General features: G+C 52.9%; 6 protein-coding genes. 1 reads left to right on the top strand and 5 read right to left on the bottom strand.

Translation table 11 applies throughout. The features are described from left to right. Positions 1-266: 266 nt before the first annotated feature. On the bottom strand, positions 267-629 hold the full coding sequence (locus SAMA_RS02080) for a hypothetical protein (protein ID WP_041409643.1): 363 nt from the start codon (positions 627-629) through the stop codon (positions 267-269). 588 nt (positions 630-1,217) lie between these two features. Further along, positions 1,218-3,815: a bifunctional aconitate hydratase 2/2-methylisocitrate dehydratase gene (gene acnB, locus SAMA_RS02075; RefSeq protein ID WP_011758503.1), complete on the bottom strand. Its 2,598-nt coding sequence runs from the start codon at positions 3,813-3,815 to the stop codon at positions 1,218-1,220. A gap of 371 nt (positions 3,816-4,186) precedes the next feature. Here acnB and hxpB point away from each other — a divergent pair, with 371 nt between their 5' ends. After that, a complete protein-coding gene (hxpB, locus tag SAMA_RS02070) occupies positions 4,187-4,852 on the top strand; it encodes a hexitol phosphatase HxpB (RefSeq protein ID WP_011758502.1) in 666 nt (221 codons plus the stop codon). Between the two features lie 73 nt (positions 4,853-4,925). Here the strand turns inward: hxpB and SAMA_RS02065 are convergent, their stop codons facing one another. From SAMA_RS02065 to SAMA_RS02055, 3 genes are all read right to left on the bottom strand, one after another. Then, positions 4,926-6,986 (bottom strand): M13 family metallopeptidase, encoded by a 2,061-nt coding sequence (locus tag SAMA_RS02065; protein ID WP_011758501.1) that lies wholly within the window; start codon positions 6,984-6,986, stop codon positions 4,926-4,928. 116 nt (positions 6,987-7,102) lie between these two features. After that, positions 7,103-9,307, bottom strand: coding sequence for a patatin-like phospholipase family protein (locus SAMA_RS02060; RefSeq protein WP_011758500.1), 2,205 nt, complete (start codon positions 9,305-9,307; stop codon positions 7,103-7,105). A gap of 103 nt (positions 9,308-9,410) precedes the next feature. Then, on the bottom strand, positions 9,411-13,886 hold the full coding sequence (locus SAMA_RS02055) for an EAL domain-containing protein (RefSeq protein ID WP_011758499.1): 4,476 nt from the start codon (positions 13,884-13,886) through the stop codon (positions 9,411-9,413). Between the last annotated feature and the right edge of the window lie 7 nt (positions 13,887-13,893).

Genomic DNA, 13,893 nt, shown 5'->3' with positions numbered 1-13,893 from the left:
CTATCTCGGCTTGCCCGTTTCACTCAGCCCAACCGCCAAAGCGGCTTCGATGGGGGTAAAAGCTGGTGCAATCTGCGAGTGAAGTGTTATGGCTGTCCTGACTCTTCCGAACGTGCCTACCGGCCTTTAAACAGACGGGTAAAGTCCTTTGACAGCTTAACCCAGTTGCCTGGGCTGATATTGATTGGCTAATCAAAGATACTCATCACAGACAGCCGTGGCCGTTATTTTAAATGCGTTAATTATATCTCTACTAAATCTAATTTTTACCTTAAAAAATACCAAACGCAAAAATTTATGGCCACTAGAGAATAAACGCTTACATTATGAATGCTAATCTCTCTCGATAAAGTCTTCAACACCTCGTCGCTTTGGTATGCCTCTAGAAATTCATCCATCTTATAAATAGTAATTAGCCCAACAACCAAAAACATGAAAACTAGTTCGAATACGTACTTATCAAAAATTACAGAAAGGTCTTTAATTACATAAAAAACCACCCCTGAAAAAATTAAAGCAGGCAAGCCAAACACTGGTAATATTAGCATTGTCACAGCTTTACCGTGTTCAAGCTTTTTATTTCTGTAATATGCATATCCGCCAACAATAAAATCTTGAAAATAACGCATTTTCAATTACTCCTAGGGTTTATATCTGGGACATCTATAATCTGCTGTATGAAGCCAATTGGGTTATTATCATATTCTTACCTGATACCTTTCAAACCTCTACCAGAAGTAATAAAGACACCCATAATTATGATGACTAAACCAAACCCATATAGCAACTGGCCGCTGGCAGCTTATTTGGGATGAGAGTTGCGAATATACAGCTGGATAAAGCACGACTTTTCAGTCGTTATACTGCAGTTTTTCGGCTGACAAACAGCCTAAGCCTCAGAATGTTTTGATAGGTAGTGTGTTGGCCTTTATTGGATAATTTCGGTCAGCAAAGCCACTTCTGGCAATTGGCGTCCACTTGCTGTCGTCGCTGCTGTAAGTGTTCGCAGTAGCGGCTCAGATCTTCCAACGTGCCTACTGGGCCTTTAAACCAAAAAGAATCAGGACATCCAAAACACTTCTGTTGAAGAATACATCCTAGAAAATCAGAATGACCACGACTATCAGCCCTGCACTTTAGCCAACATACCACACACGGGAAAAGGCACAAAAAAGCCGGCTTGCGCCGGCTTTTCATTTGACTCAAAGCGTCAGTACTTAGACCGCAGATTGGAAGATCACTTCACCGGCTTTCTTGGTGTAGGACTCAATCTCATCGAAGTTCAGGTAGCGGTAGGTATCGGCGGCAGTGGCGTCGATTTCCTTGGCGTATACCTGATACTCCTCTGGCGATGGCAGACGGCCCAGCAGGGCGGCTACGGCGGCCAGTTCCGCTGAGGCCAGGTAGACGTTGGCACCGGTACCCAGACGGTTCGGGAAGTTACGGGTAGAGGTAGACACCACAGTGGCGCCATCGGCTACGCGAGCCTGGTTACCCATACACAGAGAACAACCCGGGATTTCGATACGGGCACCGACACGGCCGAAGATACCGTAGTAGCCTTCTTCGGTCAGCTGGTCCTTGTCCATCTTGGTTGGCGGGGCAATCCACAGACGGGTTGGCAGGCTCTTGGCGAACTTGTCCAGTACCTTACCGGTGGCACGGAAGTGGCCGATGTTGGTCATACAGGAACCGACGAACACTTCGTCAATCTTGGTGTTGGCAACGGCAGACAGCAGCACGGCATCGTCCGGATCGTTAGGGGCACACAGGATTGGCTCTTTGATGTTGTTCAGGTCGATTTCGATAACCGCAGCGTACTCGGCATCCTTATCGGCTTCCATCAGCTCTGGGTTCTTCAGCCATTCTTCCATGCCCTTGATGCGGCGCTCGATGGTACGGCGGTCACCGTAGCCTTCAGCGATCATCCACTTGAGCATGACGATGTTGGAGTTCAGATACTCGATGATAGGATCTTTATCCAGCTTGATGGTACAACCGGCGGCAGAGCGCTCGGCAGAGGCATCAGACAGCTCAAACGCCTGCTCTACTTTCAGGTGTTCCAGACCTTCGATTTCAAGGATGCGGCCAGAGAAGATGTTCTTCTTGCCTTTCTTCTCAACGGTCAGCAGGCCCATTTCGATGGCCTTGTGCGGGATGGCATGCACCAGATCACGCAGGGTGATACCTGGCTGCATCTGACCCTTGAAGCGCACCAGTACCGACTCAGGCATATCCAGTGGCATAACGCCGGTGGCAGCAGCGAAGGCTACCAGACCGGAACCGGCCGGGAAGGAGATACCGATTGGGAAACGGGTGTGCGAGTCACCGCCGGTACCTACGGTATCGGGCAGCAGCATGCGGTTCAGCCATGAGTGGATAACACCGTCACCTGGACGCAGTGAAATACCACCGCGGTTCATGATGAAGTCAGGCAGGGTGTGGTGAGTGTTCACGTCCACTGGCTTTGGATAAGCGGCGGTGTGACAGAATGACTGCATGGTCAGGTCGGCGCTGAAGCCAAGACATGCGAGGTCTTTCAGCTCGTCACGGGTCATAGGACCTGTGGTGTCCTGAGAACCAACAGAAGTCATCTTGGGCTCACAGTATTGACCGGGGCGAACACCGGCCACGCCACAGGCTTTACCCACCATCTTCTGGGCCAGGGTGAAACCCTTGCCAGTGTCGGCCACATCCTGCGGACGAACGAACTCTTTCGACGCGCCCAGACCCAGCACTTCACGGGCCTTGTCGGTCAGACCGCGGCCAATGATTAGCGGAATACGGCCACCGGCGCGAACTTCATCGAGCAGCACGTCGGTCTTGAGTTCAAACTCAGAAATCACTTCATCACTGCCATGGCGACGTACCTTGCCCTCGTAAGGGTAGATATCAATCACATCGCCCATTTCCATCTTGCTGACGTCCAGCTCGATTGGCAGCGCGCCGGCATCTTCCATGGTGTTGAAGAAGATAGGGGCAATCTTGCCGCCCAGACAGAAACCACCGGCACGCTTGTTAGGCACGAATGGGATGTCATCACCCATGAACCACAGCACAGAGTTGGTGGCAGACTTACGGGAAGAACCTGTACCTACTACGTCACCCACGTAAACCAGTGGGAAACCCTGGGTTTTCAGCTCTTCAATTTTCTTGATTGGGCCAACTACACCTGGCTCATCGGGCACAATGCCGTCACGGGCGTTTTTCAGCATCGCCAGGGCGTGCAGCGGGATATCTGGACGAGACCAGGCATCCGGGGCCGGAGACAGGTCGTCGGTGTTGGTTTCACCGGTTACCTTGAATACGGTCAGAGAAATCTTGTCAGCCAGCTTGGGGCGGCTCAGGAACCACTCGGCGTTGGCCCAGGATTCAACCACTTGCTTGGCGTGGGCATTGCCGGCATTCATCTTCTCTACCACATCGTGGAAAGAGTCGAACATCAGCAGGGTGTGTGACAGGGCTTTAACGGCCAGAGGGGCCAGCTTGTCGTTGTCCAGTTGATGGATCAGCGGCTCGATGTTGTAGCCACCCTGCATGGTGCCCAGCAGCTCAACGGCACGCTCGGCGTTCAGGATGGGAGAAGTGGCTGTGCCCTTGGCAATGGCATCCAGGAAACCGGCCTTTACATAGGCGGCTTCGTCAACGCCGGGGGGAATACGGTTTTCAAGCAGGTCCAGGATGAAGGCTTCTTCACCAGCTGGAGGATTCTTTACTAATTCAACCAGTTCGGCTACCTGATGGGCATCGAGTGGCTTAGGGACAACGCCCTCTGCAGCACGTTCTTCGACGTGTTTACGATATGCTTCTAGCACGGCAACATTCCTCTTTGTTTGGCGCTCTCAACGAAACTGCACGTCTTCGTGGATGAAGGCTACAGTCCGACAGGACGACCCGGATTTCCGGGCTGCAGTATACTACAGCTTTGAAAAAGTATGAATCAGCTCACACTCTTGTGCGGGGGAAATCTGCGGAAATTCTGTGGGCAAGCGGCACCTTATCCCAGCGATTAAACGCACGAAATTAGACAATAGTTTGAAACAAGAGCAAATTTCATACAATACAAAACGTTACCAATAACCCATCCATTAAAATTCAACACACCATTTTTCAGTTGAAGCAAAATTGCGCTGAAAATTTTTTTTGCCCGAGCGACAATATCGGCTCATTCAGCCGAGGAGACAGCATGTTAACCAACCGCATTGATGCCGTGATTTTTGATATGGACGGCATACTTATCGATTCTGAGCCTGTGTGGCAGCTGGCCGAATACGAAGTACTCGCTGGACTCGGTCTGCCCATCAAGCCCGAAGACATTCACGACACCGTGGGGCTGCGTATCGATATGGTGGTGGACTACTGGTATCGCCGTTATCCCTGGGATAACTATGACAACGCTGCTGTCGCCAAACAGATTGTCGACGGCGTAGTGGCCCATATCCTCAGCGAAGGCGTGCCAATGAAGGGCGTGATAGAGGCGCTGGATTACTGCAGGCAGAAGGGTCTTAAGATTGGCCTCGCCACCTCGTCGAGCTGGGCCATTATCGATGCAGTGCTGGATACCCTGAATATCCGCGACTATTTCGATGCCATGGAGTCGGCCGAGCACCTCGCGTTTGGCAAACCCCACCCTGAAGTGTACCTCAAGTGCGCCGATGCCCTTGGCGTACCCGCACGCCACTGTCTGGCGGTGGAAGATTCTTTCAATGGCCTGATTGCCGCCCGCGCCGCGACCATGCAGACCCTGGCCATTCCCCCCGCCCATGAGCGAGAACAAACCCGCTGGGCCGTGGCCCATGTGAAAGCGGAGGATTTAACCGCGCTGCCCAAGCTGCTGGCAAATCAGGGCTAACATTCTGTAAAAAGACAATAAAAAAGCCGGGGCGCCTTAAACAGCGACCCGGCTTTTTCATGGGGAAAATCCGTTACCAGATCTTCACCCGCGCCTCTTCAGGCAGGTACATCTTGTCGTTTTCGGTCACACCGAAGGCCTCGTAGAAGCCGGGGATGTTACGGGGTGTGCCCATGGCGCGGAAGTGGCTTGGTGAGTGGTTGTCGGTCAGCAGACGACGGCCCAGCTCTTCGTCGCGGTAGTTACGACGCCATACCTGAGACCAGCCCATAAAGAAGCGCTGTTCGCCGGTCAGACCGTCGATAACCGGCGCAGGTTTGCCGTTCAGGCTCATCTGATAGGCGCGCAGGGCCACAGTCAGACCACCGAGGTCACCAATGTTTTCGCCCAGGGTCAGGTCGCCATTCACAAACTTGCCAGGCAAAGCCTCATACTTACCATACTGCTCAGACAGCTGCTTGCCACGCTTCTGGAATTCTTCGCGGTCTTTGTCAGACCACCAGTTGCGCAGGTTGCCATCGCCATCGTACTTGGAGCCCTGATCGTCAAAACCGTGGCTGATTTCATGGCCGATGACGGCACCGATACCACCGTAGTTCACCGCATCATCGGCTGCCATGTTGAAGAAAGGTGGCTGCAGAATTGCCGCAGGGAACACAATCTCGTTCATCACAGGGTTGTAGTAGGCATTCACGGTTTGTGGCGTCATGTGCCATTCGCTGCGATCGATTGGCTGACCCAGCTTAGCCAGCATGTCGGCATATTCGAAGTTGGCGTAGCGTACATAGTTGCCCACCAAGTCGTCTGCCTTGATCTCCAGTCCGCTGTAATCCTTCCACTTGTCGGGGTAGCCAATCTTGTAAGTGAACTTGGACAGCTTTTCCTGAGCGGCAATCTTGGTGTCTGGTGTCATCCATTCCAGATCGTTAATGCTCACTTCAAAGCCTTTGATCAGATTATGGATAAGCTGCTCCATGCGCGCCTTGGCTTCTGGCTTGAAGTGGGCTTTCACATATTCGGCACCCACCAGCTCACCAATCACCTGATCGGCCGCATCCACGGCACGCTTCCAACGTGGTGCCTGCTCTTCTACACCCGCCAGGGTCTTGGCGTGGAAATTAAAGTGCAGCTGCACAAAGTTGTCGCTCAGCAGCTCAGCGGCCCCATCGGTGAGGTGGAAGGCCAGGTAATCCTGCCAGGCTTCAACGGGGAAACTGCTGTAGCCCTTGCCCAGCGCTTCAAAATAAGAAGGCTGACGTACAATGACGTCGGCGACCTTGTCACCCAAACCCGCATTGGCGGCGAAGGCTTCAAAGTCAAACTCACCAAACAGGCCAGCCAGTTCCTGACGGCTCAGCTTGTTATAGGCCTTGTTGGCATCACGGGATTCAACACGGCTCCACTGGTTTTGCGCAATAAAGAGCTCGATGTCGGCAACGCTCTTGGCGGCACGTTCGGCATTGGCGTAACCGGCAGCGGTCAGCACCTCGGTTACGTACTTGGCCAGGGCTTCACGGTTGGCCACATACTTGGCATCGTCTTTCAGGTAGTAGTCACGGTCTGGCAGAGTGAGGCCGCCCTGACTCATGTACACGGCATATTGGGTAGAATTTTTTGCATCGTTGTTAACCCAAAAACCGAAGGGAATAGAGCTGCCGTTGGTAAGCAGTTTGCCCATCAGTCCCGCCAGCGCCTTGTGATCGCCTGCAGCGACTATGGCATCCAGACTCGCCTTAATTGGTGTGCCGCCCAATTGCTCCAACTTATCGGTGTTCATATAGCTGGCATAGAAGTCACCAATTTTCTGCTCGTTTGAACCTGCAGCCTTGTTCTGCTTGGCGGCAGCGTCTTCCACGATCTGCTTGAGCGCTTTTTGGCTCTCGTCGTACAGCACTGAGAAGGCGCCGTAGTTGGATTTGTCGGCCGGAATAGGCGTTTCTTTCAACCAGGTGCCGTTCACGCTGTAGTAGAAATCGTCCTGATGGCGCACATTGGCGTCGAAGTTTTGCTTCTCGATTCCTGAAACGGCTACGGCCTTGGTGACGGCAGCTTCAGGTGCTTTGTTATTGTCGGCACAGCCAGCCAAACCCAGCCCCAGGGCAACACCCAGCGCCAGAGTAGATAACTTGGTCATATTCATCCCCGATATTTTTCTGTTATGTGCCCAAGCTGCGGGCGGAAAGGTCCCGCACAGCCTAACAGGAGATGTCAGGCCTTTCGAAGCGGGTTTTTGTAAATTTCTGTGAGTTGCTAAAAATTCTTTCCAACAAACAGGTAGAAGGAGCGCTGGCCATCATCGGTAAGACCAATACCCAGGGCTGCGGGGCCAAGATCGGTATCCGTACCTATGTAAAGGCTGCCGGCATATATCAAGTCCTGCAGAGAGACTTCGTCCATCTCCCACCAGACGTTACCGGCCTCAAGACTGGCACCCAGATAGAGGGGGTAGTCCGTCATGCCGAGGGCATCACGCCCCAGGTCGTATTGATACACAAAGGCACCAAAGACCTTGTGGGCTCCCACCAGGGAGTCTTTTCGATAGCCCGACAGGTTCAAAAACCCGCCGAGTTCGGCAAGGTGCACATAGGACTCGCCGTCGTTGTCCGAGGATTCCAGTGACACCTTGCCCACAAAGGCATGGTTACCAACGCCCAAAGCCCCTTTCCAATCGGCCTGAACCTGAGTACTGGATTCCAGCTCATAGTCGTCTATGTCATAGTCTTCCTTGCGCACAGTGACGCGCAGCGTGACCCTGTTGCCGGACGTGGGGAAGCTGATGCTGTTGAGGCTGTCGTAACCAATCTGGAAATAACCGCCATAGGATGAAAACGTTAAGTCCTCTGTTAGCAGTGCCTCGTTGGAAATTTTGCCCTTTTCACCTGTGACACCCAGCTCAAGCTGGCCCAGCTGGGCAAAATTAAGCCCCAGCCCCATGTCGATTCGGTGAGAGTCTTTATCGAATTCAAACACCTTGTTATTGGCGTCGAAGAGTTCCCATGCGGTAATTTCATACTGATAGCGGGCACGGCCATAGAATTCCTGATCGCGGTCCAGTGGCTGGTAAAACTCGGTACCCAGCAACTTTTCGTAACCAAGTTTCAGCTCGTTGCGCCACTCTCCCCCATTCTCATTGAGATTGGTCATGGTGTAGGCAGTATCCAGGGTCACAGCGGAGTCGGCGGTAAAGTCGTCTTCCCAGTTAAAGCCCAAATCAAAATAGTTGGGGCCCCATGACTTGGCCTTGGTGGAGACTGTCAGTACCCGTCCTTCTGGCGTGTCAGTAAATTCGGCATCCACCCGCTCGAATCGGTTCAGGGCGTATAGCTGATTCACTCCCGCTTCCAGATCTTCGCGTTTCACAACCTGTCCGGGCTTGATGCCCAGCGTATCTTCCAGCAGGCTTTCGCTGACTCTGGAGTGATTGTCATAGACAATGTCGACTACAGGACGCTGCATGTCATCCAGCCACACCTTGGACCTGCCCCGCTTGCTCTGCTGATAATCTGCGTATTGCTGCGCCTCAATGCCCAGGCCCTGAAGCTGCGCGAGCTGCCCCCTTGCCGCCTCTTCCCCCAAAGACAATGCGGTACTCATGATGCTGAAATCTGTGGTACTGAGGGCATCGATGGCCGGACGGATAAGCACATCTTTCTCGGTCAGCAATTTCTTCTGCGCCTCGGTGCTGGCTGCAGTCAACATGGTAGACAACTGGTTCAGCACCGCGATTGTGCTATCGAGCTCCTCATTGCCCACCAGTGGCGAGCCTATGTCCACTGCTATGACGACATCGGCGCCCATGGCTTTGACCACATCCACCGGCATGTTATTGGCGATACCGCCATCCACCAGCAAGCGTCCATCAATCAACATGGGCTGCAATGCACCGGGCACGGTGGCCGATGCCTGCATCGCCTTGATGACACTGCCGCCGGATAAGATAACCGGCTGACTGGTGGCCAAATCGGTGGCAACGGCACGGTAGGGAATAGCGAGTTCATCGAAACTGGTAAATTCACGGACCACATCGGTTGACTCACGCAGTAATAGCGACATGGTCTGGCCCCGGAGTACGCCGCTGGGGGCTTTCACTTCTGCATCTGCGTAGCCGATATTCAGCGGTATGTTGTACTTGTCCCTGAGCTGCTTGTCGCGATAGCTAAGTGCCTCCCGGGGGATGGTATCCGAATAACCCCTGTTCCAATCCACATTCATCATGATGGCTTCAATTTCGCTGGCGCTGTAACCGAGGGCATACATACCGGCCACATAAGCCCCGATGCTGGTACCGGCGACGTAATCAACCGGAATGTTTTGCTCTTCCAGCACCTTGAGCACACCTACATGCGCAGCGCCTTTGGCTCCACCACCACTGAGGACCAGGCCCACCTTGGGACGGTCTGCCGCCTGGGCAAGAGAGAGAGGAAATAACAGCAGCAGTGACAGAAGTTTCTTCATGTGACCCGGGAGCTAAGTGAAAGGGTTTCAGTGGCCGCCATTCTAACAGACATGACGTAATTAAGTTAAAAACATGAGCAATTACTGAACAGTAACGAACACGTCAGACCTGATCGGGGGAAGCCGATGCCGGTCCATCCAGCATCAAATAGGCATCCATATCGTCACGGGCCATAGGCTTGGCAAAGTAGTAGCCCTGAATCACATGACAACCCCGGGACAACACCTGATTGAGCTGTTCACGGGTTTCAACGCCTTCTGCCACCACCTTGAGTTTCAGGTTGCGGGCCAGCTCGATAATACTGGAGACTATCGCCTGATCCGCCTGATTGTCGGCGATATCTATCAGAAAGGAGCGATCAATCTTGAGCAGATTCACGTCGAAGTGGCGCAGATAAGCCAGCGACGAATAGCCGGTACCAAAGTCATCAATGGCAACCTGCACTCCCATTTCCCGAAGCAGGCGCAAGTGATCGCGGGCAATATGCAGCTCTTTCATCAACACGCCTTCGGTAATTTCCAGCGCCAGGTTTTCTACCGGAATACATGTCTCTTCGAGGGTGCGGCGCAAATGGTCGATAAAATCGGGCTGACGGAAATGCACGGCAGAGATGTTGACCGAGATTTTAAAGGGGCGTTTAAGTTTACGGCTCCAGCGGGCGCCATCCAAACAAGCCTGACGCAACACCCACTTGTCGATGTCGATGACCAGGCCACAGGCTTCGGCCACCTTGATGAAAATGTCGGTTCGGATGTAGCCATCTTTGGGATGTTGCCAACGCAATAAGGCTTCCATCCCTATGACCTGATTGTCATCATTCACATCGACTTGCGGCTGGTAATGCAGGCAAAACTCCTGCCGCTCCAGCGCCTTACGTAAATCAGCCTCCAAACGCAGGTGATAAAGCGCCTCGGCATTACGCTCCTGAGAGTAATACTGGAAGTTACCGCGCCCTTCTTCTTTGGCATGATACATGGCCAAATCAGCATTTTTGATCAAGGCCTCGGGCTGGCGGGCATCATCCGGCCAGATTGAAATCCCAATACTAGTGGAGATGTAGAACTCGCGGCCAAAGAGTTTAAATGGCGTTTCGATTTGGCCAAGAATGGTATTGGCGAGATGATTCAGGGTATCGACCTCAGCACCGTGAATTAAAACCACAAACTCATCGCCACCAAAACGGCACAGGGTGTATTCAGGGTCGATGCAAGATTGCAGCCTCGCCGCCGCTTCCACCAAAAGCGCGTCACCCATGCCATGACCAAAAGAATCGTTAACGTGCTTGAATCTGTCCAAATCCAGGAACATCAAGGCCAGCTTTTCTTCATTCTGGGTCGCCTTGTGAATGGCCTGATTCAATCTGGCGGCAAACAGGGAGCGATTGGGCAAACCGGTCAGCACATCGTAGTTGGCAAGACGGCGTAAGTCGGCTTCGCTGCGCTTACGTTCAGTAATATCCGAAAACACCACCACATAGTGCTGTACCTTGCCCTGCAGCCCCAACATCACTGAAACGTTAAGCCACACCGGGCACACCTGCCCGGACCCGATCCGCAGCTCACGTTCGCCGGTCCAACTCATGCCATTGGCCAGCAGGGTCGCTATCTCACTGCGATTAGTGCCGTGTTCAGTAAGCAGTGCAATAAATTTGCGGCCGGCAAGTTCTGCCATGCCAGCGCCCAAAATGGATTGAGCTGCCCGGTTGGCGACCTTGATTTGCTCATCGGCGTCGAGAATAAGCACACCTTCAGACGTGTTTTCAAACGCCTGTGCCAAGAGGTCGACTTCGTTCTGCAGCAACTTGTGCTGGGTGATATCACTGTAGATACCACTGATTTTTTCAACTTCACCCGTCTCTTTGTTCAGTTGACTGGGGCGTCCCCGCACCCTGAGCCATCCCCAGGTGCCAGTGCGTCGCTGGAATCTGTATTCAGCTTCGAAACGCTCAATCTCACCATTGATCACCGCCAGCCAGTGGGACACCACCCTGTCTCTGTCGTCCGGGTGGATTGGAAACTCTTCAAAATTGACCTTTAAGACTTGCTGCTCTACCGATAACACGCCATTGCGGTTATCCATATAAAAGGCGTTATCTTTGCGGGTCCACATCCAGAGATCCGAATCACTGCCGCGCAGCGACTGGCGCAGCCTGTCTTCACTCTCAAGCAGCGCCGTGTTCATATGACGAAAACGTTCTACCTGTCGATGTCGTATCAGAATGATGGCCAGGGTTAACAACATCAGGATCACTATCAGCGACCATTTAAACAGCGCCGTCTCCCACCAATATTGCTGCACATGCAGACGGTGGATATAGGGCGTGTCATTCCAGATTTGATTGCGAAGGCTCAGGATCTCAAGTTCCAGCTTACCGGCATCCAACCCCGAGAGGTTGAGCTGAGGCTGGCCATCCAGCAGCAGGTACTTGGGTTCCACCAACTGCCCCTGCTTGCCAAGGCGGTATTTAAGCCTAATGGGTGAATCATCCAAAAAGTCGTTACTGGTCAGCTGCAAACTAATCATCCGGGCGCCGGGTTCAACCATGGTCAAGTCGCTCGGCACCAGGGATTTTTCGGTGTGGCTATCATAAAAAACCGTCACCGACTCCAGAAATACCCGTTCGTCAGTGATGCGATTTTTCAGGCCATTAACGTCCAGCAAACGCACCCCGTTGGGGCTGCCCAGAAACAGTCCCTTATCCTCACGGTAGGCATAGGCGCCGTCGTTAAACTCGTTATTGACCACGCCATCTTCAACGGTAAACACCTGTACTTCGGACGTCCCTTTGTGCTCTCGCACCAAGGAGCGAGGACAAAGAATCACACGATAATCCGGTGTATCGATCAGACCATAGGTGGTGTAGCAACTGAGTTTCCACCTGTCCTGCAATGACGTCAGGGTATCCGTGTTGACCTGGTATTCCACCACCCCAAACAAGGATGTCCCCAACCACAGCTTACCGGGTGCGATTTCCAGGATATGCCCTACAAGCAAATCTCCCCGCTTCCCGCTGAACAGCTCACGCTTATCGATGAAGTAACCATCAGCATCCAGATAACCGAATTCATCGGGGCCACCCAGCCACAGCTTGCCATCCGCCCCCCTCAGCATGCTGTAAATCGCGGGTTGGTGGCGTTCACCACTGCGGCTCACAATGGCATATTCCTGGGGGTCAAACAGGCCTGGCTCCCAATAGAACAAGCCGGTGGAAGTTAGGAACCACAGTCGCCCCGGGATCCCGGGATCCTTGTAAACTTGATATATCCACTTGCGCTTAAGTGAATCGCTGCCGCTGCTCCACTCATGGAACCGCTTAGTCAGATTCGTGGTTTTATGCTGCAAAAACAGGCCATTGGTGGTGGCAAGCAGCAGGTATTCACTACTCAGTGAGGTAATAGCGTAGACGGTGTCGTTGGGCTCAAACTCTTCCGGTGTGCTTAGCACCGAACCAGCTACCCCATCCTGGACACTGACAACGCCTGCATCAGTACCTAACCAATAGCGATCGCCCTCGGTGAAAATGGACCAAATCATCTGGTTTCCCAGTGAATAGGGTGGCTGATCAGTAAAGGTACCCCTCAGGAAGCTGGGCTTATCCGCCGCAAGTACCAGCCCCTCACCGGCGCCGCCCAACCAAATTAAGCCCTGATTATCAATGGCGACATCCTGTACGGAGTCAATATTGGCAAACTGACGCAGATCGCTGTCGAACTTTTCTAAAGTCTGATCGACCGGAGACCACTTCAGCGCCCCGGAGCTACTCGCCATCCACAGGTTACCCTTGCCATCTTCGTTAATGGCAGTGACATAAAAGGGCACTTGGGGCACAGGCAAAATCTGCTGTGTGTCGGGCAGCACTTCAAACAGGCCTTCGCTTGCCGTCAGCCACACCCTCCCGGCCCTGTCGCGGAAGAGACGTTTGGCCTGACCCGATGCCTCAACCCAGGGTAAATCAACCAGCTTTTCACCCTGAGCAGAACGAATTTCAAGATGGTCGCTCTTACCAATGATGAGTTGCCCAGAGGGAAGATAGAGCAGTTTGTCCCAGAGTAAATCGGGGTCCTGCTGCAGTTGAATAACCTTCTCCAATTGCCAGCTGTGGTGGTCCAGCTTCAGGATTTGCCCTTTGCTGTTGAGCAACATCAAGGAGTGTTGGTCGACGACGGTGCGATCAATAATCCCGCCACCCTCGTATTCGGGAAATAGAGACTCACTGCCGATTTCTTCGAAGGTATCTGAGGGAATATGGTAGCGATAAAGCGAGTCAGATACGCTGACAAGCAGATACTCCTGCCCCAGTGCCACCACATCCATTATGTATGAATCATTAAGGCGGTTTTCACCTTGCTGGGTGTCTACCCTGCGCGCCACGGTTTTACTGATCCGAAACAGGCCATCTTCGGTGGCGACCCAGACAAACCCGTAAGAATCAAAGGCGATAGCGTTAATCATGCCATTGGAGAGGCCGTCGCGACTGGCAAAAATCCGCTGCACAAATTCACCGCCATAACTGACGTGCAGCCAAGGCAGCAGAAGTGCGAATATCAGCAGCAGAGATTGAGCAACTTTTTTTATCATAGTTGTT

This window comes from Shewanella amazonensis SB2B, assembly GCF_000015245.1.
Lineage (GTDB): Bacteria > Pseudomonadota > Gammaproteobacteria > Enterobacterales > Shewanellaceae > Shewanella > Shewanella amazonensis.
The sequence above is the reverse complement of the archived record's forward strand: the minus strand, read 5'-3'. Positions and strand labels throughout refer to the sequence as shown.

Bases quoted from the DNA above. Each gene is read 5' to 3' on its own strand.
- SAMA_RS02080 (WP_041409643.1), bottom strand. From the start codon at position 629: ATGCGTTATTTTCAAGATTTTATTGTTGGCGGATATGCATATTACAGA.
- hxpB (WP_011758502.1), top strand. From the start codon at position 4,187: ATGTTAACCAACCGCATTGATGCCGTGATTTTTGATATGGACGGCATA.
- SAMA_RS02065 (WP_011758501.1), bottom strand. From the start codon at position 6,986: ATGACCAAGTTATCTACTCTGGCGCTGGGTGTTGCCCTGGGGCTGGGT.
- SAMA_RS02060 (WP_011758500.1), bottom strand. From the start codon at position 9,307: ATGAAGAAACTTCTGTCACTGCTGCTGTTATTTCCTCTCTCTCTTGCC.
- SAMA_RS02055 (WP_011758499.1), bottom strand. From the start codon at position 13,886: ATGATAAAAAAAGTTGCTCAATCTCTGCTGCTGATATTCGCACTTCTG.